Genomic DNA, 24,505 nt, shown 5'->3' with positions numbered 1-24,505 from the left:
CGGAGCAGACGCCCTTGTTCACCGCCGACGCCAGAACCCTAAGCCGTCTCGAACCCGCTGTGCGGCGGGTCGTGATCGTCGAACCGAACGCGGCGTCGGCGCGATTGCTGTCCGACATCATGAAGGGGCTGGGCGCGCGCGAGGTCTATACCGAGGGCGACGAGGAACGGGCGCTGGAGCTGGTGCGCGACGTCGAGCCGGGCGTCATCTTCACCGAACGTTCGGGCGAGACCCTGAACGGCGAAACCCTGGCGCGGCGCGTGCGCCGGTCGTCGATGGGCTGCCGCATGGCGCCGATCATCATGGTGACGGGTGAGGCGACCGCCGCCGCCATCAAGGGCGCGCGCGACGCCGGAGTGCATGAGTTTCTGCGCAAACCCTATACGACCGGCGACCTGTTCAAACGGGTCGAGAATGTCGCGCTGAAACCGCGACCCTGGGTCGAGGCGGTCGGCTATGTCGGGCCGGATCGGCGTCGGTTCAACTCGGGCGAATATTCAGGCGCGCGAAAGCGCCGGGCTGACGGATCCACAAGCGGACCTATCGACGTCAAGGATCAGGCGCTGCGCATCCTCGTGTCGGCGATGAGCCAATTCGACCAGGATCCGGCGCAAGCCATGCGCGCCATTCGCCAACAGGCCCAGACGCTGAAAACCGTCGCGGTCAAGACCGGCGACGCCAAGCTGGCCATCGCGGCCGGTGGGTTGGAAGCCTTTATGGGAGCCGGCGCCGTCACCAAGAGCGGTCTGGCCCAGCCCATCGGCGCGATCATGGCCTTGGTCCAGCCGGCGCCGGCGCAGATAGCGCGCGCGTCCTGAACGACATCGCGCCCCCCGCCCCTTGAGCGGGAGGCGCGACAGCCGGGTCAGGCGTCGACCAGATTCCGTTCCTCGGCGGCGGCGCGCATGGCTTTCTGCAGCTTCTCGAAAGCGCGGACCTCGATCTGACGCACGCGCTCGCGCGAGACGCCGTACTGGCCGGCCAGTTCTTCCAGAGTGACGGGATCGTCCTTGAGGCGGCGTTCCGTCAGAATGTGTTTCTCGCGGTCCGTCAGCTCTTCCATGGCCTCTTGCAGGAGGCTCATGCGGATGCCCTTTTCCTCGTCGTCGGCCAGCTGGGTTTCCTGGGACACGGCCGTGTCGTCGGCCAGCCAGTCCAGCCATTCGCTCTCGCCGTCGGCGCGCAGCGGCGCGTTCAGCGAGGCGTCGCCGCCGAGGCGGCGGTTCATGTTGGTGACCTCTTCCTCGCTGACGCCCAGTTTGGTGGCGATGGCGGCGAGGTGTTCGGGGTGCAGGTCGCCTTCCTCGAAGGCCGAGATCTGGCTCTTGGCCTTGCGCAGGTTGAAGAACAGCTTCTTCTGCGCGGCGGTGGTGCCCATTTTCACGAGCGACCAGCTGCGCAGGATATATTCCTGGATCGAGGCGCGGATCCACCACATGGCGTAGGTGGCCAGGCGGAAGCCCTTGTCGGGATCGAATTTCTTGACGGCCTGCATCAGGCCGACATTGCCCTCGGAAATCACTTCGCCGATCGGCAGGCCGTAGCCGCGATACCCCATGGCGATCTTGGCCACGAGACGAAGGTGGGAGGTCACGAGACGGTGGGCGGCTTCGGGATCCTGGTGTTCCGACCAACGCTTGGCGAGCATGAACTCCTCGTCCTTGGTCAGCATCGGGAACTTGCGGATTTCGGTCAGATAACGCGACAGCCCTTGTTCAGGCGACATCACCGCGAGCGTACTATTGGCAGCCATATGGTCCCTCCGACCGTCAAAACGAGCGGGCGCTTCGACATCGACCACCCATGTGCGCCGACGTCTCACCCCTCAACCGATGAAGTAGCGATGGGTTGCCGCCGTTTTTAGAGGCGGGGGGTCACACGAAAGCGTGACCGTGGCCCAGGCGCCACTTGCGCCGATCAGCGTCCCCTATAAATCGGAGTCAGTTTTGATTCAAGACTTACTAATCGGGTGCGCCGGCCCCGAGGCAGGCCGACCTCAAATTCCCAGCAGACCTCGGTAGGTCGGGTGGACGACGTCCGCCTGTTCGGGATGCTTCTTCAGATAGGCGGAGAAGAAGGGACAGACGGGCAGGATCAGCAGGTCGCGGGCCTTGGCGTCGGCGAGGACGTGTTTGGCCAAGCGGCTGGCGATGCCCTGGCCTTCAAGACGTTGCGGGACCAGGGTCTCGGTGATCATCAGGTTCGGGGGTGAGAGGTTGTAGGTCACAATCGCCACCTCGCCATCGACCGCCAGTTCGTAGCGGTGGAGCTCCGGATTGTCGTGGATGTCCGGGTCGAGCATGGCGAACCTCAAAGGTCGGAGAGCAGGGTTTCGAGGCGAACCATATCAGCAGGGGGGGCGGTTTCGAAGCGCAACAACTCGCCCGTGACCGGATGGACGAAGCCCAGGACGGCGGCGTGCAGGGCCTGGCGGGTCAGGCCGACCTCGGCGACGGCGGCGCGGACCGAGGCGGCGGGGCTGCCTGAGCCATAGGTGGCGTCGCCCAGGATGGGCGACCCCTTTGACGACAGATGGACCCGGATCTGATGGGTGCGGCCGGTGTGCAGGGTGCAGGCGACCCGGGCGGCCAGGGGCGCTCCGCTCGTCTTGGGCGGTTGGCCGAAGGTCGCCTGGACGACATAGTCGGTGATCGCTTCGCGCCCCCCGGCCTTCAGGACCGCCATCTTCTTGCGGTCGGCGGTGGAGCGGCCGATGCGGGTCTCGATCCGGCCCTTGGACGGCGACGGGGCGCCGCGCGTCAGGGCGATATAGGTGCGTTCGATGTCGTGGGTGGCGAACAGGGCCGAGAGGCCGGCGTGGGCGCGGTCGGTCTTGGCCGCGACCATGACGCCCGAGGTGTCCTTGTCCAGCCGGTGGACGATGCCGGGACGGGCGACGCCGCCGATGCCCGACAGGCTGTCGCCGCAGTGGGCGAGAAGGGCGTTGACCAGAGTGCCGTTCGGCGTGCCGGGCGCCGGGTGGGCGGCCATTCCGGCGGGCTTGTCGATCACGATCAGGTCGGCGTCCTCATAGAGGACCGTCAGGGGGATGGCCTCGGGCTGGGGCGTGGCCGGGGCGACGGGCGGCAGGGCCACGACATAGAGGCCGGGCTGGGCCTTGGCCGAACCGACGGTCAGGGACAGGCCGTCGCGGCTGACGGCGCCGGCGGCGATCAGGGCCTGGAGACGGGCGCGCGACAGGGTGGGGAAGGCGTCGGCCAGGGCCTTGTCCAGACGCAGGCCGGGCGCGTCGATGCGGGCCTCCAGCAGGTCGGCGGGGGCCGCGGCAGGGGGCAGGTCTTCGTCGTCGATCAGATCAGGGTCGGACACAGGGCTTCCTAGCACGGCGCACGACTTGCGCGAGGGCGTGAGGTCGTTCGATAGTGAAGCTTGGGGCCTTGGGGATAGGCAATGAAGCGTTTGATGATCGTCGGCGCCTTGGTCGGGGTGGGAGTCGGGGCTGGGCTTCTGGCCAGTTGCACGACCATGAGCAAGGACGAATGTCTGGTCGGCGCCTGGGGGGAGAAGGGTTACGCCGACGGGGCGGCGGGCTATCCGATGAGCCGGTTGGACGATCATGCCCAAGCCTGCGCCAAATATCAGGTGGCGCCCAATCCGTCAGCCTATGGTTCGGCGCGCGAAGACGGCCTGCGGACCTATTGCACCTTCGAGCGGGGCTGGATCGAGGGTCGGGCCGGCAACACCTATTACGGGGTCTGCCGACCTGAAGAGGAGGCGGCGTTCGTACCCGCCTATCGGGACGGACTGAGGCTGCACGAGGTCGAGGCGGCCGTCGAGGCGGCGGAGGGTGCGTTGAACCGCGCCGAGGCCCGGATCGACAATCGCCAGGACAAGCTGGAGGCCAAGCAGAACGAACTGCGTGGCGAAAACCTGACGGACGAGGAGCGCGAACGCATCCGCGACCGGATCCAGGAGGTTCGCGGCGAGATCCGGGATGCGCGCCGCGACGCCCGTGAGGCGCGCGACGCGCTGGATCGCGCGGAAGCGGATCTGTTCCGGGTGCGGCGCGAACTGAGCGGCCGCTACCCGGTCTGAGCGATCAGGCCGCCTTGACGGCGGCGTTGCGGAAGGACGGGTCCAGGTCGCCCGAGGCGTAGCGGTGGGCCATCTTGGCGGTGGACAGGGGGCGGATCCGGGAGGCCTGGCCTTCGCAGCCGAACTGCTGATACCGCTCTATGCACAGCTTCTTCATCGCCTCCTTGGCGGGCTTCAGATAGGCGCGCGGATCGAACTCCCGGGGATTTTCCATCAGGGCCTTACGGACGGCGCCGGTGATGGCCATGCGGTTGTCGGTGTCGATATTGACCTTGCGCACGCCGTGGCGGATGCCGCGCTGGATTTCCTCGACCGGGACGCCCCAGGTCTGGGGCATTTCGCCGCCGTACTGGTTGATGATGTCCTGCAGGTCCTGCGGCACCGACGAGCTGCCGTGCATCACCAGGTGGGTGTTGGGCAGGCGTCGGTGGATTTCCTCGATCACATTCATGGCCAGGACTTCGCCGTCCGGCTTCTTGGTGAACTTGTAGGCGCCGTGGCTGGTGCCCATGGCGATGGCCAGGGCGTCGACCTTGGTGGCGGCGACGAAGTCGACGGCCTGGTCCGGGTCGGTCAGCAGTTGCGAATGGTCCAGCTTGCCCTCGAAGCCGTGGCCGTCTTCGGCCTCGCCCATGCCGGTCTCCAGCGAGCCCAGCACGCCCAGTTCACCCTCGACCGAGACGCCGCAGGCGTGGGCCATTTCGGTGACGCGGCGCGTGACCTCGACATTATATTCGTAGGAGGCGGGGGTCTTGGCGTCCTCTTCCAGCGAGCCGTCCATCATCACCGAGGTGAAGCCGTACTGGATGGCGGTGGCGCAGGTCGCCGGACCATTGCCGTGGTCCTGGTGCATGCAGACCGGAATGTCTGGATAGAGTTCGGCCAGGGCGTCGATCAGCTTGGCCAGGACGACGTCGTTGGCGTAGTTGCGGGCGCCGCGGCTCGCTTGAATGATCACGGGGGCATTGACCTCGTGGGCCGCCTCCATGATCGCCAGACCCTGTTCCATATTGTTGATGTTGTAGGCCGGCAGGCCGTAGCCATTCTCGGCCGCGTGGTCGAGCAGCTGTCGCAGCGTGATGCGCGCCATGATGAAATCTCCTGAGCCGAATAGTCTTTTTTGATTGGGCGGGAGATTAGCGGCGAGGCGCGACGAAGTCACGCCGCCAGCCGCCGCTTTCCAGAGTCCGCAGGTCGGGCGTCAGATGCGCAGGGCCTCGACCCCCGGCAGGGGTTTGCCCTCCATCCATTCCAGGAAGGCGCCGCCGGCGGTGGAGACGAAGGTCATGTCGTCCGAGACGCCTGCGTGGTTCAGGGCCGAGACCGTGTCGCCGCCGCCGCCGACGGCGACCAGCAGCCCAGCCTTGGCCAGGGCCGCCGCATGGCGGGCCACGGTCACGGTGGCGGCGTCGAAGGGCGGCACCTCGAACACGCCCAGGGGGCCGTTCCAGATCAGGGTTTTCGAGGCGGTCAGGGCCTCCAGCAGCCGCGCGACCGTGGCCGGGCCGGCGTCTAGGATCTTGTCGTCGGCCGACAGGGCGGCGCCGGCGATGACAGGGCGGGATGCTGCGCCGGGCTTGACCTCGGTCGCGACCACGAAATCGACGGGCAGCAGCAGTTTGCAGCCCTGCGCCTCGGCCTCGGCCATGATCTCGCGCGCCGTGTCGGCCATGTCGCGTTCGGCCAGCGAGCCGCCGATGTCGATTCCCTGGGCGAATAGGAAGGTGTTGGCCATGCCGCCGCCGATGGCGAGGCGGTCCAGCTTGCCGACCAGGTTCTTCAGCAGGTCCAGCTTGGTCGAGACCTTGGCCCCGCCGACGATGCCCAGAACCGGCTTCTGAGGATTGCCCAGGGCGGCGTCGAGCGCATCGAGCTCGCGGCGCATGGATTCGCCGGCGTAGGCGGGCAGGTGGTGGGCGATCCCTTCCGTCGAGGCGTGGGCGCGGTGGGCGGCCGAGAAGGCGTCATTGACATAGAGGTCGCCCAGATCGGCCAGCTTCTGGGCGAAGACCGGGTCATTGGCCTCTTCCGCCGCATGGAAGCGCACGTTCTCCAGCAGGACCACGCCGCCGGCGTCCAGGTCGCGGATGGCGTCCACGGCGTCCGGTCCGATGCAGTCGTCGGCGAAGCGGACGGGGGCGCCGAGCAGGTTTTCCAGATCATCCACGACCGGCTTCAGGCTCATCGACGGGACGCGCTGGCCCTTGGGACGGTCGAAGTGAGCCAGCAGCGCGACCTTGGCGCCGGCGTCGCGCAGACGCTGGATCGTCGGCAGGGCGACGCGCAGGCGGGTGTCGTCCGTGACCTTGCCGTCCTCCATCGGGACGTTGAAGTCCACGCGGACCAGGGCCGTCTTGCCTGCGAGGTCGTGAGCGTCGTCGAGGGTGCGGAAGGTCATGAAATCTACCGGGTCATGATGCCAACGGCCAACAGGAAGAGAGACGCGGCGACCGACGATGCTGCGGCCACCACGCCAATTAAAATTCTTCCGCCTGACAGGGCGAGTTGCGGGGACTCGTATCGCGAACCGGCATGGTCCACGGGACGAGCGTTAAAAAATGCCAATGCGAACGCTGCGGCGGCGCTTATCGGAAGCCAGAAGGTGGCAAGCCAGCGAGCGACGTTCAAGTCGTAGAGACGGCCGACCACCAGGCCGGCCGCCACAAGAAGAAGCAGACCGAAGATGCGACCTGCAAAAAGCATTCAGAGGAACTTCGCCATCACCAGGGCCGTGTCGGCCATGCGGGTCGCGAAGCCCCATTCGTTGTCGTACCAGCTGAGCACGCGGGCCAGCTTGCCGTCGACGACCTGGGTTTGGGGCAGGGCGGCGGTGGAGGACGCGGCGATGTGGTTCATGTCGTGCGAGACCAGCGGCTCGGTCGTCGTGAACAGGACGCCCTTCATCGGGCCGTCGGCGGCGGCCTGAAGCGCGGCGTTGATCTCGTCCGCCGAGGTGTCGCGGCTGGAAACGACCTTCAGGTCGACGACCGAGACGTTCGGGGTCGGGACGCGGATCGACGAGCCGTCCAGCTTGCCCTTCAGTTCCGGCAGGACCAGGCCCAGGGCCTTGGCGGCGCCGGTCGAGGTCGGGATCATCGACAGGGCGGCGGCGCGGGCGCGGTACAGATCCTTGTGCATCGTATCCAACGTCGGCTGGTCGCCGGTGTAGGAGTGGATGGTGGTCATATAGCCGCGCTCGATGCCGAACAGGTCGTTCAGCACCTTGGCCACCGGGGCCAGGGCGTTGGTGGTGCACGAACCGTTCGACACGACGATGTCGTCGGCGCCCAGGGTCTCATGATTGACCTTGAAGACGATGGTCTTGTCGGCGCCCTCGGCGGGGGCCGAGACCAGGACGCGCTTGGCGCCGGCCTTCAGGTGGGCGCTGGCCTTCTCCTTGGAGGTGAAGATGCCGGTGCACTCGAAGGCGATGTCCACCTTCAGTTCGGCGTGGGGCAGGTTGGCGGGGTCGCGCTCGGCCGTGACCTTGATCTTGCCCGTGCCGACGTCGATCCAGTCTTCGCCCGAGGTCACCGTGCCGGGGAAGCGGCCGTGGACCGAATCATAGCGCAGCAGGTGGGCGTTGGTCTCGACCGGGCCCAGATCATTGATCGCCACGACCTCGATGTCCGTGCGGCCGTGCTCGACGATCGAGCGAAGGACAAGGCGGCCGATGCGGCCGAAACCATTGATGGCGACGCGAACGGTCATGGGGGAGGCTCCTCTGAACGATTATGTTGTTGGCGTCTCAATGGAACTCTCGCGCCCCGGTTTCAACCCCGACGCCGCGCCTTAGCCCTAACATGGCGTGAGCAAGCGTTACGGTTAGATGAGGTGACGGCGTGTCCGGCAAGAAACACCTCTGCCGGGGCGGTTTTCGGTTCATTGAGCAAAATTTTTGCGACAGGGGTTGTGCGGCCCCGGTCCATATGGTTTCTTGGCGTCAGAACAGGGAGCCACCCGTGGCCACGATGACGCGCGACATTATGAAGGGACGCACCGCGAAGGCGGTGGCGGCCGTTCGCGCGCCGGTCGGCCTGGAAGGCCCCGTATTCCTCATTCTCCTCGTACTCCTCGGCCTGCTTACGCAAGCGGCGTGGATGCACGCGACCTGACCTAAACACACTCAGGATCGCCTCGCACCACCCCGCTCCCGAAAGGAAGCGGGGTTTTTCGTGCTTGGCGGTTCAAAAAGAACCGGACCGATGACGCAAGATTCTACCTCAGAGCCCAACAAGCCCAATGCGCGCAGCGCGGCGGTGACGCATGGCCCGAACCGGGCGGCGGCGCGGTCGTATCTGCGGGCGGCCGGGATGCAGGACGCCGACTTCGACAAGCCGATGATCGGCATCGTCAACACCTGGTCGACGGTCACGCCGTGCAACATGCACCTGGACCGGCTGGCCAAGGACGTGCGGGCGGGCATCGTCGCGGCGGGCGGCTATCCGGTCGATTTCAACACCATCGTCGTCACCGACGGCATCTCGATGGGCACGGCGGGCATGAAGGCCTCGCTGATCAGCCGGGAGGTCGTCGCTGACTCCATCGAGCTGGCCATCGAGGGCCACCAGCTGGACGGCGTGGTCTGCATCGTCGGCTGCGACAAGACGATCCCGGCGGCGGCCATGGCCCTGGCGCGGATGGATATCCCGGGCCTGGTCTATTACGGCGGCACGATCATGCCCGGCGTGATCGGGACGAAGGAGGTCTCGGTCCAGGAGGTGTTCGAGGCCATCGGCGCCCATTCGGCCGGCGCGCTGGACGACGCCGGCCTGAAGGCGGTCGAGACCGCCGTCTGCCCCGGCGCCGGCGCCTGCGGCGGTCAGTTCACGGCCAACACCATGGCCATGGCTCTGTCGGTCATGGGCATCTCGCCCATGGGCGCCAATGACGTGCCGGCGGTCGATCCGAACAAGGCGGCTGAGGGCGAACGCTGCGGCCGGCTGATCGTCGAGCGGGTCTTCGCCGGCGACACGGCCCGCAAATACATCACCCGCGCCAGCCTGAAGAACGCCGCCGTCGCCGTCTCGGCCTCGGGCGGATCGACTAATGCCGTCATGCACCTGACGGCCATCGCGGCCGAGGCCGGCGTCGAGTTCGGCGTTGAGGACTGCCACCAGGCCTGCGTCGAGGCGCCGGTCATCTGCGACCTGAAGCCGGGCGGCCGCTTCCTGGCCTCGCACCTGTTCGCCGCCGGCGGCACCCGCCTGGTCACGCAACGGATGGCCGAGGCCGGCAAGATCGTGAACACCCCCACCGTCAGCGGCCGCAGCCTGTTCGCCGAGGCCGGCGACGCCGAGGAAACCCCCGGCCAGGTGGTGGTGACCAGCTTCGACGCGCCGGTCATGGACCGCGGCAGCTTCGCCGTCATCTATGGCGACGTCGCCCCTGAGGGCGCCGTCATCAAGCTGACCGGCCACAAGGTCGATAAGTTCGAAGGCCCGGCCTGTGTCTTCGACAGCGAGGAAGACGCCTTCCACGCCGTTCAGGACGGTTCGGTCGGCGAAGGCGACGTCATCATCATCCGCTACGAAGGGCCCAAGGGCGGCCCGGGCATGCGCGAGATGCTGCAGGTCACCGCCGCCCTGAAGGGCCGCAAGATCGACAATGTCGCCCTGCTGACCGACGGCCGGTTCTCGGGCGCCAGCTACGGCTTCGTCGCCGGCCACGTCTCGCCGGAAGCCGCCGTGGGCGGCCCGATCGCCCTCATTCGCGATGGTGACCGCATCACCATCGACGTCACCAACCGTCGGATCGACGTCAATGTCGATCTGGCGACGCGCCGGGCGGGCTTTACGCCCCACGTAGTCCGCCCGGCGCGAGGTGTCTTCGCCAAATACCGCGCCTCGGTCGCCTCGGCGGCCCAGGGCGCGGTCACCATTCCCAACCCGCCGCCGGCCCAGATTCCCGATTTTGGCCAGGCGTCTCACAAATCCACTGCTGCTCAGGACGCCTGAATTCTCATGGCCATCACCATCTACACCAACGAAGACATCAAGCCGGGCGCCATCGCCGGTCAGCGCATCGCCATCATCGGCTATGGCTCGCAGGGGCGCGCCCATGCGCAGAACCTGAAGGACAGCGGCCATGACGTGGTCGCCGGCGTCCGTCACGGCGGCACGGGCTGGAAACACGCCACGGCCGACGGCGTCCCGACCGCCGAGCCGGCCGAGGCCGTCAAGGGCGCGGACATCATCGCCATCCTGACCCCGGACATGGTCCAGGGCGACGTCTATCGCGACATCATCGAGCCGAACGCCAAGGAGGGCTCTGCCCTGCTGTTCGCCCACGGCTTCTCGATCATCTACGAGCGCATCACCCCGCGTCCCGACATGGACGTGATCCTGGTCGCGCCCAAGGGACCGGGCGATCTGGTCCGTCGCGAGTTCCAGCGCGGTCGCGGCGTGCCCTCGCTGTTCGCCATCGAGAAGGACGTCACCGGCAAGGCCCGCGACCGGGCCATGGGCTACGCCAAGGGCAACGGCGGCGCGACCGGCGGCCTGCTGGAAACCACCTTCCGTGAAGAGACCGAGACCGATCTGTTCGGTGAACAGGCCGTCCTGTGCGGCGGCGCCAAGGAACTGGTCATGCAGGGCTTCAACACCTTGGTCGAGGCCGGCTACCAGCCCGAGATCGCCTATTTCGAATGCCTGCACGAACTGAAGCTGATCGTGGACCTGTTCTACGAAGGCGGCATTTCGAAGATGCACCACTTCATCTCTGAGACGGCCAAATACGGCGCCGTCGCCAGCGGCCCGCGCGTCGTCAACGAAGAGACCAAGGCCCGCATGAAGACCATTCTGGACGAGATCCAAGACGGCACCTTCGCGCGCAACTGGATCGCCGAGAACGAGGCCGGCAAGCCGCAGTACGAAGCCTGGCTGAAGGCGGACCGCGAAAGCCAGATCGAACAGGTCGGCGCCCGTCTGCGCGAGCGGATGGCCTGGCTGAACACGCCCAAGTCCGAAGCGGCCTGAGCCCAAGCGAAAGACCGGATGACCCTGATGACCGCCGCCGCCTTCAAATCCTCAGCCGAGGCCGCCCCGCAATCGGGGGCGCGCCTGCTGGTCTCCACCCTGGAGCGGCTGGGCGTGGAGGTGGTGTTCGGTTATCCGGGCGGCGCCATCATGCCGGTCTATGACGCCCTGGCCGGATCGAAGCTGAAGCACATCCTGGTCCGCCACGAGCAGGGCGCGGCCTTCGCCGCCGACGCCTATGCGCGCAAGAGCGGCAAGGTCGGGGTCTGCATCGCCACCTCCGGCCCCGGCGCCACCAATCTGATCACCGGCATCGCCAATGCGCTGATGGATTCCGTGCCGATGGTCTGCATCACCGGCAATGTCGCCCAGGGTCTGATGGGGACCGACGCCTTCCAGGAGATCGACATCCTGGGCGTCACCCTGCCGATCGTGAAACATTCGATCCTGGTCCGGTCCGCCGCCGATGTTCCGGCCGCCATCGAGGAAGCCTTCCATATCGCCGCCTCGGGCCGGCCGGGTCCGGTCCTGGTCGATCTGCCCAAGGACGTGCAGTTCGCCACGACCAGCGAGGACTACGGCTTCCACATTCCCAACGACACGCCGCGCATTGATCACGACGCCATCGCTGCGGCTGAGGCCGCGATCCGGGCGGCGAAGAAGCCGTTGGTCTATATCGGCGGCGGGGTGAAGATCGGCCGCGCGACCGAGGCCCTGCGCGCCTTCGTCGCCGCGACCGGCATCCCCCAGGTCTCGACTCTGAACGCCCTGGGCACCATCCCGACCGACGCGCCGGGCATGTTGGGGATGCTGGGCATGCACGGGACGCGCGCCGCCAATCATGCGGTGCAGGACAGCGATCTGCTGATCGTCGTCGGCGCCCGGTTCGACGACCGCGCCACCGGCAAGCTGGCCGAGTTCGCGCCCAACGCCCGGATCGTCCATTTCGACATCGACGCCTCGGAAGTCGGCAAGCTGCGGGCGGCCAATGTCGCCGTCGTCGGCGAGTTGAAGGACGGGGTCGAGGCCCTGACGGCGCGGATGGCCGGCGGCCCTGCCCTGGACATCCAGCCGTGGGTTGTCGAGTGCGCCCAGGCCGCCGCGACCCATGCCTATCGCTATGACGCGCCGGGCGAGGGGGTCTATGCCCCGGCCCTGCTGAAAGAAGTGTCCGAAGCGGCGGGCGATGATTTCGTCGCCGCCTGCGACGTGGGCCAGCATCAGATGTGGGCGGCCATGCACTGCCGCTTCTCGCGGCCCGAAGCCCACATCACCTCGGGCGGCCTGGGCGCCATGGGCTTCGGCCTGCCCGCCGGCATCGGCGCAAAGCTGGCCGATCCGTCGGCGACCGTCGTCACCATCGCCGGCGACGGCGGCTTCATGATGAACATCCAGGAACTGGCGACGCTGAAGCGTTACGGCATCCCGCTGAAGATCGTGCTGATCGACAATTCCTCGCTGGGCCTGGTGCGCCAGTGGCAGGAGCTGTTCTTCGCCGAGAACTATTCCGAGATCGACCTGTCCGACAATCCGGACTTCGTGAAGGTGGCCGAGGCCTTTGGCATCGAGGCCTTCCGTATCGATCGCCGCGATCAGGTGTCGGACGGCATCCAGCGCCTGCTGGCCGCCGACGGCCCCTGCCTGGCCCATGTGGTCATCGATTCCAGAGACAATGTCTGGCCGCTGGTTCCGCCGGGCAAGAACAACGCCGAAATGATGGAGGGCTCCTGAGATGAGCGACACGATCCACATCCAGATCGACCGCGCGGACGGTTCGCTTCAGCGTCTCATCGGCCTGGTGGAGCGTCGCGGCTTCCATATCGACGGCATCAACATGGCTGATGAAGGGGCGTTCCGTCATATCGCCCTGACCGTGCGCGGCCGCGACGCCGGGCGCTGCATGGACAATCTGGGCCGCCAGATCGACCGCCTGTTCGGCGTCCGCCGCATCGGCAACGACATTATTCAATCCGAGGCCGCGTAATGATTACCCCCGAAGACGTACGAGTATCGGGCGTATCCCGAACGGCGCAGATCGCCGCCGATCCCAACCGCGTCATCGTGTTCGACACGACGATGCGGGACGGAGAACAGGCTCCGGGCTTCTCGATGAGCGCCCAAGCCAAGGTGAAGATGGCCCAGGTCCTGAAGGACCTGGGCGTTGACGTTATCGAGGCCGGCTTCGCCGCCGCCTCGCCCGGCGACGAAGACTGCATCCGCCGCGTGGCGAGCGAGATCGAAGGGCCCATCTTCTGCTCCCTGTCGCGCGCCAACGAAAAGGACATCGACGCCAGCTTCCGCGCCCTGCAACCGGCGCCCAAGTCGCATCGTCGGTGCCACACCTTCATCGGCACCAGCCCGATCCACCGCACCGCCAAGCTGAAGATGTCGACCAACGAAGTGCTGTCGACGGCCGTGCGCTCGGTCGAATACGCCGCCAGCCTGTTCGACGACGTCGAGTTCTCGGCCGAAGACGCCTTCCGCACCGAGCCCGAGTTTCTGGCCGATGTGATGGAGGCCGCCGCCGATGCGGGCGCCCGGACCCTGAACGTGCCCGACACCGTCGGCTATGCGACCCCGGAAGAGGTGCGTGAGACCTTCCGCGCCCTGGCGGCGCGGATACATAAGCGTCATCCGCATGTGATCTTCTCGGCCCACTGCCACGACGATCTGGGCATGGCGGTCGCCAACTCCCTGGCCGCCATCGAGGGCGGGGCGCGTCAGGTCGAGGGGGCGATCAACGGGATCGGCGAACGCGCCGGCAATGCCTCGATCGAAGAGGTCATCATGGCCCTGAAGGTCCGCGAGGACCGTTACGGCGTCACGACCGGCGCCGACAGCCGCCATCTGGTGCGCGCCTCAAAGATCCTGTGCGAGATCACCGAGACGGTCATCGCCCGCAACAAGTCGGTGGTCGGCATCAACGCCTTCGCCCACGAGGCCGGCATCCACCAGCACGGCATGCTGGCCGACAGCCGCACCTATGAGATCATGCGGCCCCAGGACGTCGGGTTCGAGGGCAGCTGGTTCGTGCTGGGCAAACATTCCGGCCGTCACGCCATCGCCAAGCGGGCCGAGACCATCGGCCGGCCCATCGAGGGCGAACGCCTGGCGGCCGTGGTCGTCGGATTCAAGCAGCGCGCGGATCAGATCGGCGAGATCAACGACGCCGAACTGATCGCCATCATCGACCGGGTCGACGGCGTGGCGGTGGCTCAGTATGCGTGAGATCGGGCCGAACCCTCGGACCCTGTTCGACAAGGTCTGGGACGCCCACGTCGTGCGGTCGGAAACGGCCCATACGCCGGGCGTGCTGTATATCGACCTGCACCTGGTCCACGAAGTCACCAGCCCCCAGGCCTTCAGCGAGATCGAGGCGCGCGGCCTGAAGGTGCGCCGCCCCGACCGGACCTATGCGACCCTGGACCATTCGACCCCGACCCTGCCGGCGGGTCTGAACGGGCTGAAACCCTATGTCACGGCCCAGGCTGAGGCTCAGGTGCATCGGCTGGAGAAGAACTGCGCCGCGCACGGCGTGCCCCTGGCGGGCTGGGACTCTGATGATCGCGGCGTGGTCCATGTGATGGGACCGGAACTGGGCCTGACCCAGCCGGGCATGACTGTGGTCTGCGGTGACAGCCATACCGCCACCCACGGCGCCTTCGGGGCCCTGGCCTTCGGCATCGGCACCTCGGAAGTCGGCCATGTGCTGGCGACCCAATGCCTGTTGCAGCGCAAGGCCAAGGCCATGCGGGTCACGGTGGAGGGGCGGCTGCAGCCCGGCGTCTCGGGCAAGGATGTCGCCCTGGCCGTCATCGCCGCCATCGGCTTCGGCGGCGGCACCGGCTATGTCATCGAATACGCCGGCGAGGCGGTCCGGTCGCTGGACATGGAAGGGCGAATGACCCTGTGCAACATGTCCATTGAGGCCGGCGCGCGCGCGGGCATGATCGCTCCGGACCAGACCACCATCGACTGGCTGCGCGGCCGCAAACACGTTCCCGCCGACTATGAGGCGGCGACGGCGGAATGGCTGAAACTGTCCAGTGATCCGGGCGCGGTCTTCGACAAGGAAGTCGTCATCGACGGCGCCTCGATTCGTCCGATGGCGACCTGGGGCACGACCCCCGACGCGGGCGCGCCGATCGGCACGCCCGTGCCCCAGCCCCAGTCGGACTCTGACCGCAAGGCCATCGCCTATATGGGCTTCACCGCCGGAGAGGCGACGACCAGCCAGCCGGTGGACGTGGTCTTCATCGGCTCCTGCACCAACGGCCGCTTGCCCGACCTGCGCGCCGCCGCCGAGGTGCTGCGCGGGCGCAAGGTCAAACCGGGCCTGCGCATGCTGGTGGTGCCGGGCTCGGAAGCCGTGCGTCGCGACGCCGAGGCGGAAGGCCTGCACGAGGTCTTCATCGCCGCCGGCGCCGAATGGCGGATTCCCGGCTGTTCGATGTGTATCGCCATGAACGGGGATTTCGTCGCGCCGGGACAACTGGCCGTCTCGACCTCCAACCGCAATTTCGAAGGCCGCCAGGGCAAGGACGCCCGCACTATTCTGGCCAGTCCCGCGACGGCGGCGGCGACGGCGGTGGCCGGGGTGCTGACCGATCCGCGCGTCTTTTTGAGCGAGGCAGTCGCCCTCAAGCAGTCGAGCGCCGTGCGCGAGACGGTAGGAGCGCAAAATGTCTGAGCCCTTCCAGGTCCTGACCTCGAAAACTGTGACCCTGAGCCAGGCCAATATCGACACCGACCAGATCATCCCCGCGCGCTTCCTGACCACGACGTCGCGCGAAGGCCTGGGCAAGGCGGCCTTTTATGACTGGCGCTATGAGACGGACGGTTCAGAAAAGCCCGAGGCGATTCTGAACCGGATCGACCCGGCTGAGCACCGCATCCTGCTGGCGGGCAAGAATTTCGCCTGCGGTTCGTCTCGCGAACACGCGCCCTGGGCCCTGTACGACTATGGGTTCCGGGCGGTGATCTCGACCGAGATCGCTGACATTTTTACATCTAACGCGTTGAAAAACGGCCTGCTGCCCATCGTCGTCAGCCAGGACGTCTGGGACGATCTGGCGTCGCAGCCGGACCAGCCGGTCACGATCGACCTCCAGGCCAATCAGATCCGGCGCGGCAATGCTCAGCCTGTGCCGTTCGCGGTCGAATCCTTCGCGCGCGAATGCCTGTTGAACGGGGTGGACACCCTGGGCTGGCTGCAATCAAACCTGCCTGAGATCGAAGCCTATGAGCGTTCGAGAGAGACCGTATGATGCCGAACACCGCCCCCAAGACCTATAATATCGTCCTGCTGCCCGGCGACGGCGTCGGGCCGGAGGTGACGCGCGCCGCGCGCGATGTTCTGGCCGTCATCGGCGACTTCTACGGCCACAGCTTCAACTTCACCGAACATCTGATCGGCGGGGCGGCCATCGATGAGACGGGCGAGCCCCTGCCGGAAGCGACGCGGGCGGCCTGCGTCGCCTCCGACGCCGTCCTGCTGGGCGCGGTCGGCGGGCCCAAGTGGGACGGAAGCAAGCGTCGGCCCGAGGAAGGCCTGCTGGCGATCCGCAAGGCCATGGGCCTGTTCGCCAATCTGCGTCCGCTCCAGGTGTCGCCGGTGCTGGCGCACCGTTCGCCGCTGAAGAAGGAGATCGTCGAAGGAGTCGATCTGATCGTCTTCCGCGAACTGACGGGCGGCGTCTATTTCGGCGAGAAGACCCGCACCGCCGACCGCGCCACCGACCTGTGCGAATACACCGTGCCCGAAATCGAGCGCGTGACCCGCGCCGCCTTCCAGACCGCCCGGTTGCGGCGCGGCAAGGTGACCTCGGTCGACAAGGCCAATGTCATGGAGACCAGCCGCCTGTGGCGCGAGGTCGTGACCCGTATCCATGCCGAGGAGTTCCCCGAGATCGAGCTGGAGCACGCCCTGGTCGATTCCATGGCCATGCACCTGATCAGGAAGCCGCGCGAATACGACGTCATCCTGACCGAGAACATGTTCGGCGACATTCTGTCGGATGAAATCTCGGTGCTGGGCGGCTCCATCGGCCTGTTGCCGTCGGCCTCGCTGGGTACGGAAGGGCCAGGCCTGTTCGAGCCGATCCACGGCTCAGCGCCGGACATAGCCGGCCAGGATCTGGCCAACCCGGTCGGGACGATCCTGTCGGCGGCCCTGCTGCTGCGACACAGTCTGAAACTGGAAGACGAGGCCGATTCGATCGAGGCCGCCGTCGCCGCCGTTCTGGCCGCCGGCGCCATGACCGTCGATCTGGGCGGATCCCTGGGCACGCGGGCGGCGACCGAGGCCGTGATCGACGCCATCCGCGCCATCCACTGGGCGGCGGCGCATCGGGTGCAGATGCACTGGGCCTGACCTGATCGGGCTGCGAAATTCGTACCGCGAACGGCGTTACCGAGAACACGATTTTAAGGCTTAGGCCTCGCATGATGCACTGATCATGCGAGGCTTAACTTTTCTTGAATGACCGTTGCAAGAAAGTTGCACCGTTTACGGCCAAGCCCCTTGCGTTGGAAGCGATTGCAGTAAAACCTTCGCATCTGCGAGATTGCTAAGGGGGATTTTTGCTCATGTCGCGTGTCTGGAATCGACTTCCGGGAGCCGCCGCGCTCCTGTTTCTGACCATCGGTCTCTTCTATGCGGGCGGCGCCTTCGCCCAGACGCCCGAGGCGGCTCCGGCCCTGCTGGCGCACCAGTCCGTGCTTGAATTGGACGGCGCCGGCACGGCCTGGCTGGGCACTTCGACGGCTCTGGTCCTGCTGATGACCCTGCCGGGTCTGGCCCTGTTCTACGGCGGCATGGTGCGCCGCAAGAACGTCATCGCCACCATCACCCAGTCGGTCGGCGTCTTCGCCGTCGTCTCGCTGGTCTGGTTCATCGCCGGCTACAGCATCGCCTTCGGCGCCAACCCCGACGCCGCGCTTCAGCCCTATGTCGGCGGCCTGGACATGCTGTTCCTGAACGGCGTGACCCTGGGCACAGCCAACAGCCTGCTGACCGGCATTCCCGAATATCTGTTCATCGCTTTCCAGATGACCTTCGCCATCATCACCCCGGCCCTCGTCACCGGCGCCTTCGCCGAGCGGATGAAATACTCGGGTCTGCTGCTGTTCACGGCCCTGTGGTCGCTGCTGGTCTATTCGCCCATCTGTCACTGGGTGTGGGGCGGCGGCTTCCTCGGTTCGGCCGGCGTGTTGGACTTCGCCGGCGGCGCGGTCGTTCACGTCAACTCGGGCGTCGCGGGCCTGGTCTGCGCCATCTTCCTGGGTCGTCGTAAGGGCTATGGCGCCGAACCGATCATCGCCCACAACCCCGTCCTGACCATGATCGGCGCCTCGCTGCTGCTGGTCGGCTGGATCGGCTTCAACGCCGGTTCGGCGGGCGCCGCGAACGAACTGATGGGCGTCGCCCTGCTGAACACCGTCCTGGCCGCCGCCGCCGCCGCCCTGACGTGGAAGGTCATCGAACTGATCGAGAAGAAGAAGGTCTCGCTGATCGGCATGCTTTCGGGCGTGGTCGCCGGCCTGGTCGCCATCACCCCGGCCGCCGGTTTCGTCGATCCCAAGGGCGCGGTCATCATCGGCCTGATCGCCGGACCGGTCTGCTACATCTCGTCGGTCTGGATCAAGAAGCTGCTGCGTTACGACGACTCCCTGGACGCCTTCGGCATCCACGGCGCCGGCGGTCTGATCGGCGCCCTGCTGACCGGCGTGTTCGCGACCACCGCGATCAACAGCCTGTCGGAAGGCGCCAATGTCGGCTCCCAGGCCCTCGGCCTGGCGTGGACCATCGCCTACAGCGCGGTCGGCACCTTCATCATCCTCGTCATCTGCAAGTTCACCACAGGCCTGCGCGTGAGCGAGGCGGAAGAAGCCGCCGGTCTGGACACCTCGCTGCACGGCGAGAGCCTGGACCACTGACTAACGCTCGGGCGCGGCCCGCCGGCCGCGCCCGAGATCTCCGACATTCGTGTCGGTTCTTGAAAATAAATCTATAAAAATAAGGGGATATCGTAATGAATGTCAGGTTTTTGAGTTCGGTCGCGGCCGTAGCCTTGTCCTTGGGTCTGATCGGCCTGGCCGCTCCTGCGTCGGCTCAGGCCGACACTGAGGTCGATGTTGCGTTCAATGTCGGCGTCTTCAGCGACTATGTTTACCGGGGCTTCAGCCAGACCAATGAGGATCCTGCGATCCAGGGCGGCATGGATCTGACAGCCGGTAAATTCTATGCGGGCGTCTGGGCCTCGAACGTCGACTTCGGCGATGACACCGATGCTGAGGTCGATTTCTACGCCGGCTACCGTACCGAGGTGCAGGGCTTCGCCGTCGATGGCGGCGTGATCGCCTACAGCTATGTGAACGCCCCCAGCTTCACCGACTATAACTACACCGAGTTCAAGCTCGCCGCCTCGCGGGCGGTCGGCCCGGCCACGGTTGGCGCGGCGGTCTTCTACTCGCCTAGCTATCTCAACGAACAGACGCTGTACTACGAGATCAACGGCGGCTTCTCGCCGATGGACAAGCTGACCGTGTCCGGCGCGGTCGGCCTGCAAACCTACGAAGACAGCGATGAGTACACGACCTGGAACCTCGGTGCGACCTACGCCCTGATGGACAATCTGGGTGTCGATGTCCGCTACTATGACACCGATGTGGACGAGGTTCAGAACGCCGAAGACCGCGTCGTCGCGAGTCTGAAAGTGATGTTCTGATCCTTCGGAACTGAAGTTGAGAGGCCCCGGAGAGCGATCTCCGGGGCCTTTTTCGTTCAGCGGGCGTAGCGATCGTGGACTGGGTCGTACCGGTCCCACACCTTGCTGTCGGCCAGCGACCGCAGCAGTTTCAGATATTCGGCGTGTGTCCAGGCCAGGGGTGTCGCCGAGTCCGTGTTCTGACCCAGGGCGTAGTCGCGGACGGTCGGATCGCCGACCCCATCCCAGACCTGTTCGGCCAGCATCAGCCCGTCATTGGCGAACCGCTCCATGCCGCGCACATAGGTCTGGCGGATGGCGGCGATGTCGGCGGCGGACGGCGTCCCGTTCACGCTGACGCGGGCCAGTTCATAATGGCCGCGTTCGCCGGTGAAGAAGGGCCAGACCCGGCCGCGCTGACCGGGGCTCATCTGACCGCCGACGCCGTAGTTGGCGCCCGTGACATGGTCTTCGCCATAGCCGTCGACGCCGTATCGGCGCCAGCCCGGCGTCTTGTCGCCCTCGGGACCGAAGTCGTAGCGGACGCGGTACAGGGGCTCCAGCGACTGGTCGTCATAGACCGGCAGGGTGGAGACGATGTGGGCGTCGTCCGCCTTGCGCACGCCGTAGCGGACCAGTTCCAGGAAGCCGCCGTCCACCACCCGGTCCTCGGCCGGGGCGATCTGACCGTTGGCGGCGCCAATCGGGGCCTTGTCGTTCGGGTTCTCGTTCTGGCTGATGCGGATGTAGTAGCGGCCGTCGCCGAAGTCGCCGTTGGTGGTGAACATCCGCTCCTCGATCTTGGAGGCGTAGCTGTCGGCCGCCATCTGATAGCGGACGGCGCCGGCCGCATCGCCCGAGGCGCGCGCCATATCCGCGGCGACCGTCAGGCCGGCGACCACGGCGGCGGTGCTGGACGGTGAATACCCCTGCTGCTCTTCCCAACGTTCCTGTTGGGTGAAGGGCGGCTTGATCTCGGCGTCGTTCCACAACAGGCCGACCTTGCCGCCGTCCACCAGGAAGTCGGCCGCCGGCTTCAGCATGGATCGATAGTGGTCGGCCATTTCCGCGTCGGACAGCCAGCCCATCTTCCACAGACGATAGCCCAGCATGATCGGCATAGCCGTCTGGTCCAGCTGAACCGCGACCCATTCCAGTTCGCCATCGACGTGGGTCTTCTGCAGGAACCAGCCGCCGACGCCGGTGTTGCCGGGCGTGTTCGCACCGACCTGGACCTGGGGCAGATAGTTGAAGGCCGCCAGCGGCGTCTCCCTGTCGCCCAAGGCCGCCAGGGCCATGGCCACCTGATAGAAGTCGCGCGGCCAGACCGCCTTGTAGCCGGTCGAGGATTTCGACGCGTCCACCGTGTCGCCCCAGGGGTTCGACAGCGACGCGATCAGGGCGCCGGCGTGGGTGCGGTCCTCCTGCACCTTCAGCATCAGGGCCGAGGCGTAGGCCAGTTTGCCGCCGTCGGTCGCCTGTTCAGCGATGCGCGGCAGCTCGCTCAGCGAGGCGACATAATCCTCCCAACCCGCGCGCTCGCCCTCGCCGTTGAAACGGGCCAGGACCTCGTCCAGTCCGGTCGCGAAAGCGCCGCCCGCCGCCGCCTGGGCCGCCGCCTCGCTGTCGCCGAAGCCGATGACGAAGTCGCGGCTGACGCTCTGGCCCATGCGGATGGTCGGCAGGGCGCCGGTCATCATCGTGTTGCCGGCGGTCTCGCCGGTCGAGGCGTAGGTCCAGTCGAGTTTGCCGTCCTTCAGATCGGTCAGGCCGTCCGACACGCCGACGAAGCCGACGCTGGCCGCAGTGAAGGCCTCGCTGGGCTTCAGCACCAGATGGGTCGAACCTTCCCAGGCGTGGAAGCCCTGGGGCGTGACGGCGCCGCGATCCTCGACGCCGGTATTGGCGATGTGCGGCTCCAGCAGCAGATAGGGCGTGGCCTCGCCGCTCAGGGCCGTGATGACGACCCGCAGCACCAGGGCGTTGCGGTCGGGGTCGGTAAAGATGCGCTTCTCGATCTCGAACCGGCCGGCCCTGTCGCGGGTCGTGACCTTGTAGGCGGGGGACAGCGGGCGCCCCTCGGCGTCCACGTGCATGTATTCGGTCTTGGCCGTGGTGTCGTCGCCTTCCAGCGCCAGACCATCCGGCGTGACGACGGCGAAGCGGAGCGCCTTGATCTGGGCCTCGTGGATCAGGCCGTACATGGTCTCCGTCAGAACGCCGTCGGCGATGGAGAACCAGACCTTGGACACCGCCCCGGTCGGGCCGCCGTCGCGATATTGGCCGTCGACATAGGCTTCATACGACGCGCCCGCGCCGGTCTTGGCGGCGCTGGACCAGGTCGGCAGATCACCCGGGGCGCCCTGCGCGACGGACTGGGCGGACGCGGCCGAGGCGACGGCGAGACCGGCGGCGCCGGCCAGGCAAAGGGTTTTGAACTTACGCATGGAGAAGCCTCACGGGTTGCGCGTGGGGGAGGGGGAATGTTCGCGCACCAGCAGGGCGCTCGCCGCCGCCAGCACGAAGGAGACGGCGCCGAGCACCAGGGCCCAGATGGCCTGGCCGTCGAACAGGGTCTTCAGGATCAGGCCCAGGACGGTGGCGGCCAGCAGTTGGGGCACGACGATGAAGATGTTGAAGACGCCCATATAGACGCCCATCTTCCGGTCCGGCACCGCCGCCGACAGGATGGCGTAGGGCATGGAGACGATCGAGGCCCAGGCGAAGCCGACGCCGATCATCGGCAGCCACAGCAGGGCTGGATCGCGGATTAAGAAGACCCCGAACAGGCCCGCGGCGCCCAGCAGCAGCATCAGGGCGTGGGTCGCCTTGCGGCCGATGCGCTTGGCCAGAACCGGCAGGGTGAAGGCCGCCAGGGCCGCCACGCCGTTATAGACCCCGAACAGAACCCCGACCCAGTCGGCCCCGGCGGCATAGGCGGCCGAGGTCGTGTCGGTCGTGCCGTAATGGACACGGGTGACGGCGGCGGTGGTGTAGATCCACATGGCGAACAGGGCGAACCAGCTGAAGAACTGGACGACCGCCAGGCCCCGCATCGTCTCGGGCATACGGAAGATGTCGTTCAGAATCTCGGTGGCGGCGTTGACGATGCGGCGGCGCTGCATCATGCCGACCGCGATCTGCAGCAGCCCGAAACCGGCGAAGAAGCCGGCCAGAACCAGCAGTTCCTTCTCCAGGTTCAGCGCGCCGATCAGCACGAAACCCAGGCCCCCGAGCACGGCGCAGACCAGGCCCGACGTCATCCACCCCTGCACGCTGCGCGCCGGCGCCTCGGGGCCGTCGTCAGCAGGCGCGCCCAGCGCTTCCTGTTTGGCGCGCTCAAAGGCGGCGATCTGTTCGGGGCTGTATTCCTTGGTGCTGAGCACGGTCCACAGCACGGCCGAGAACAGGCCGGCGGCGCCGACATAGAAGGCGATCTTGACCGACAGGGGCACGACCCCCGCCTCGGCCGTCGAGACCACGCCGAACACGTTCGACAGCAGCCAGGGCAGAACCGAGGCGAAGACGGCCCCGGCGCCGATGAAGAAGCTCTGCATCGCATAGCCGGCGGTGCGCTGTTCCTCCGGCAAGTTGTCGCCGACGAAGGCGCGGAACGGCTCCATGGTGATGTTGATCGAGGCGTCCATGATCCACAGCATGGCTGCGGCGAACCACAGGCTGGGGCTGTTGGGCATGGCGATCAGGGCCAGGGTGGTCAGTATGGCCCCGACCAGGAAATAGGGACGCCGACGCCCGAACCGGGTCCAGGTCTTGTCGCTGAAATGGCCGATGATTGGCTGAACCAAGAGGCCCGTCAGCGGCGCGGCGATCCACAGGATGGCTAGGCTGTCGACCTCGGCCCCCAGGGTCTGGAAGATCCGGCTGGTGTTGGCGTTCTGCAGGCCGAAGCCGATCTGGATGCCGAAGAAGCCGACGCACATGTTCCAGATCGCCAGGCCGGACAGGCGCGGGCGGTGGGCGAGCAGGGTCATGTGGTCCTCCCCCAACCCGTCATCCTCGGGCTTGACCCGAGGACCGGGCGCCGGTCGGACTGTGCGTCGCCCCTTCGCATGAGCGGCTGATCATCCGATCCTCGGGTCAAGCCCGAGGATGACGGGGGAGAATGGGGCAGGCTCACCGACGCCTCCGCCCCAGCGGCACAAACCGGATCGCCTGGCCGCCGCCGGGCGCCAGGGCCAGCGACAGCGTGTCCGCCGAAGTCACCTCGCGCTGCTCGATGACGATGTCCTCGCGCTTGCTCTTGTAGTCGGCCTCGGGACCGTCGCGATAGATTTCGGCCCGATAGCGACGTCCGCTGTCTAGGAAGTTCAGCGGCGCGGACAGGACGCGCGGATGCTCGTCGGTGACGGCCCCCAGGGCCCAGATGTCCGTGCCGCGTTCCTTGCGGGCGGTGACGACGTAGTCGCCCATTTCGGCGGCCAGGGTGCGGCTCTCGTCCCAGTCGACCGGCACGTCCTTGATGAACTGGAACGGGCCGGGATTGTTCTCGTAGTTGACCAGCAGGTCGGCGGCCATCTGGATCGGGCTGTAGATGACGACGTAATAGGCCAGCTGCTTGGCCCAGGTGGTCTGGATGCCCTGCGGGCTGCGCGTCTCCATGCCGAAGATGCCGGGCGTATAGTCCATCGGCCCGGCCAGAAGGCGGGTGAAGACCAGGTTCGGCACGTGCTCGGGCGGGTTCGACGGGTTGCCCCAGGCCGAATATTCCATGCCGCGCTGGCCCTCGCGGCTGATGATGTTCGG

General features: G+C 66.8%; 23 protein-coding genes. 13 read left to right on the top strand and 10 right to left on the bottom strand.

Translation table 11 applies throughout. The features are described 5' to 3' along the window. Positions 1-14 precede the first annotated feature (14 nt). Positions 15-818: a response regulator gene (locus Q7J26_RS16755; protein ID WP_304937491.1), complete on the top strand. Its 804-nt coding sequence runs from the start codon at positions 15-17 to the stop codon at positions 816-818. Positions 819-865: 47 nt separating this feature from the next. Here the strand turns inward: Q7J26_RS16755 and rpoH are convergent, their stop codons facing one another. From rpoH to Q7J26_RS16740, 3 genes are all read right to left on the bottom strand, one after another. Then, positions 866-1,753, bottom strand: coding sequence for an RNA polymerase sigma factor RpoH (gene rpoH / locus Q7J26_RS16750; RefSeq protein ID WP_304937490.1), 888 nt, complete (start codon positions 1,751-1,753; stop codon positions 866-868). A 243-nt stretch (positions 1,754-1,996) separates the two neighbouring features. Continuing rightward, positions 1,997-2,302 (bottom strand): GNAT family N-acetyltransferase, encoded by a 306-nt coding sequence (locus tag Q7J26_RS16745; RefSeq protein WP_304937489.1) that lies wholly within the window; start codon positions 2,300-2,302, stop codon positions 1,997-1,999. Positions 2,303-2,310: 8 nt separating this feature from the next. Further along, positions 2,311-3,330, bottom strand: coding sequence for an RluA family pseudouridine synthase (locus Q7J26_RS16740; protein ID WP_370651961.1), 1,020 nt, complete (start codon positions 3,328-3,330; stop codon positions 2,311-2,313). A gap of 81 nt (positions 3,331-3,411) precedes the next feature. Between Q7J26_RS16740 and Q7J26_RS16735 the strand changes: the two genes are divergently transcribed. Beyond that, the gene (locus Q7J26_RS16735; protein WP_304937488.1) at positions 3,412-4,056 is read left to right on the top strand and encodes a DUF2799 domain-containing protein; all 645 of its coding nucleotides are present in this window, start codon (positions 3,412-3,414) and stop codon (positions 4,054-4,056) included. 4 nt (positions 4,057-4,060) lie between these two features. Here the strand turns inward: Q7J26_RS16735 and fba are convergent, their stop codons facing one another. The 4 genes from fba to gap all read right to left on the bottom strand — a co-directional run bounded on the left by fba (position 4,061) and on the right by gap (position 7,767). After that, positions 4,061-5,146 (bottom strand): class II fructose-bisphosphate aldolase, encoded by a 1,086-nt coding sequence (gene fba, locus Q7J26_RS16730; protein ID WP_304937487.1) that lies wholly within the window; start codon positions 5,144-5,146, stop codon positions 4,061-4,063. Positions 5,147-5,257: 111 nt separating this feature from the next. Beyond that, a complete protein-coding gene (gene pgk, locus Q7J26_RS16725; RefSeq protein WP_304937486.1) occupies positions 5,258-6,454 on the bottom strand; it encodes a phosphoglycerate kinase in 1,197 nt (398 codons plus the stop codon). Between the two features lie 5 nt (positions 6,455-6,459). After that, entirely contained in the window at positions 6,460-6,759 is a 300-nt protein-coding gene (locus Q7J26_RS16720; RefSeq protein WP_304937485.1) for a hypothetical protein, read from the bottom strand. Continuing rightward, the gene (gene gap / locus Q7J26_RS16715; RefSeq protein WP_304937484.1) at positions 6,760-7,767 is read right to left on the bottom strand and encodes a type I glyceraldehyde-3-phosphate dehydrogenase; all 1,008 of its coding nucleotides are present in this window, start codon (positions 7,765-7,767) and stop codon (positions 6,760-6,762) included. A gap of 251 nt (positions 7,768-8,018) precedes the next feature. Between gap and Q7J26_RS16710 the strand changes: the two genes are divergently transcribed. The 11 genes from Q7J26_RS16710 to Q7J26_RS16660 all read left to right on the top strand — a co-directional run bounded on the left by Q7J26_RS16710 (position 8,019) and on the right by Q7J26_RS16660 (position 19,762). Beyond that, a complete protein-coding gene (locus tag Q7J26_RS16710) occupies positions 8,019-8,171 on the top strand; it encodes a hypothetical protein (protein WP_304937483.1) in 153 nt (50 codons plus the stop codon). A 90-nt stretch (positions 8,172-8,261) separates the two neighbouring features. Beyond that, the gene (locus Q7J26_RS16705) at positions 8,262-10,013 is read left to right on the top strand and encodes a dihydroxy-acid dehydratase (RefSeq protein WP_304937482.1); all 1,752 of its coding nucleotides are present in this window, start codon (positions 8,262-8,264) and stop codon (positions 10,011-10,013) included. 6 nt (positions 10,014-10,019) lie between these two features. Further along, positions 10,020-11,033, top strand: a complete 1,014-nt coding sequence (ilvC, locus tag Q7J26_RS16700) for a ketol-acid reductoisomerase (RefSeq protein ID WP_008260071.1) — start codon at positions 10,020-10,022, stop codon at positions 11,031-11,033. Positions 11,034-11,051: 18 nt separating this feature from the next. Then, positions 11,052-12,764, top strand: coding sequence for an acetolactate synthase 2 catalytic subunit (ilvG, locus tag Q7J26_RS16695; RefSeq protein WP_304937481.1), 1,713 nt, complete (start codon positions 11,052-11,054; stop codon positions 12,762-12,764). A 1-nt stretch (position 12,765) separates the two neighbouring features. Beyond that, the gene (locus tag Q7J26_RS16690; RefSeq protein WP_135193447.1) at positions 12,766-13,017 is read left to right on the top strand and encodes an ACT domain-containing protein; all 252 of its coding nucleotides are present in this window, start codon (positions 12,766-12,768) and stop codon (positions 13,015-13,017) included. Further along, positions 13,017-14,261 (top strand): 2-isopropylmalate synthase, encoded by a 1,245-nt coding sequence (locus Q7J26_RS16685; protein WP_304937480.1) that lies wholly within the window; start codon positions 13,017-13,019, stop codon positions 14,259-14,261. The genes Q7J26_RS16690 and Q7J26_RS16685 overlap by 1 nt, the downstream gene beginning before the upstream one ends. Then, positions 14,254-15,723, top strand: coding sequence for a 3-isopropylmalate dehydratase large subunit (gene leuC / locus Q7J26_RS16680; RefSeq protein WP_304937479.1), 1,470 nt, complete (start codon positions 14,254-14,256; stop codon positions 15,721-15,723). Before Q7J26_RS16685 ends, leuC begins: the two co-directional genes overlap by 8 nt. After that, positions 15,716-16,300 (top strand): 3-isopropylmalate dehydratase small subunit, encoded by a 585-nt coding sequence (gene leuD / locus Q7J26_RS16675; RefSeq protein ID WP_304937478.1) that lies wholly within the window; start codon positions 15,716-15,718, stop codon positions 16,298-16,300. The genes leuC and leuD overlap by 8 nt, the downstream gene beginning before the upstream one ends. Next, a complete protein-coding gene (leuB, locus tag Q7J26_RS16670) occupies positions 16,300-17,406 on the top strand; it encodes a 3-isopropylmalate dehydrogenase (RefSeq protein ID WP_304937522.1) in 1,107 nt (368 codons plus the stop codon). The genes leuD and leuB overlap by 1 nt, the downstream gene beginning before the upstream one ends. 215 nt (positions 17,407-17,621) lie before the next feature. After that, a complete protein-coding gene (locus Q7J26_RS16665; protein ID WP_304937477.1) occupies positions 17,622-18,971 on the top strand; it encodes an ammonium transporter in 1,350 nt (449 codons plus the stop codon). 95 nt (positions 18,972-19,066) lie between these two features. Further along, positions 19,067-19,762, top strand: coding sequence for a TorF family putative porin (locus tag Q7J26_RS16660; RefSeq protein WP_304937476.1), 696 nt, complete (start codon positions 19,067-19,069; stop codon positions 19,760-19,762). 56 nt (positions 19,763-19,818) lie between these two features. On the opposite strand, the gene Q7J26_RS16655 is transcribed toward Q7J26_RS16660, so the two are convergent. The 3 genes from Q7J26_RS16655 to Q7J26_RS16645 form a co-directional block, all read right to left on the bottom strand. After that, positions 19,819-22,188 carry a glucan 1,4-alpha-glucosidase gene (locus Q7J26_RS16655; protein ID WP_304937475.1) on the bottom strand — a complete coding sequence of 790 codons (2,370 nt, stop codon included), beginning with the start codon at positions 22,186-22,188 and terminating at the stop codon, positions 19,819-19,821. Positions 22,189-22,197: 9 nt separating this feature from the next. Further along, positions 22,198-23,733, bottom strand: a complete 1,536-nt coding sequence (locus Q7J26_RS16650) for an MFS transporter (protein ID WP_304937474.1) — start codon at positions 23,731-23,733, stop codon at positions 22,198-22,200. 142 nt (positions 23,734-23,875) lie between these two features. Next, the coding region (locus Q7J26_RS16645) for a glycoside hydrolase family 97 catalytic domain-containing protein (protein ID WP_304937473.1) at positions 23,876-24,505 on the bottom strand (630 nt) is incomplete at its 5' end.

The sequence above is a fragment of the Brevundimonas sp. genome (genome assembly GCF_030656255.1).
In the GTDB taxonomy this organism is placed as follows: domain Bacteria; phylum Pseudomonadota; class Alphaproteobacteria; order Caulobacterales; family Caulobacteraceae; genus Brevundimonas.
The sequence above is the reverse complement of the archived record's forward strand: the minus strand, read 5'-3'. Positions and strand labels throughout refer to the sequence as shown.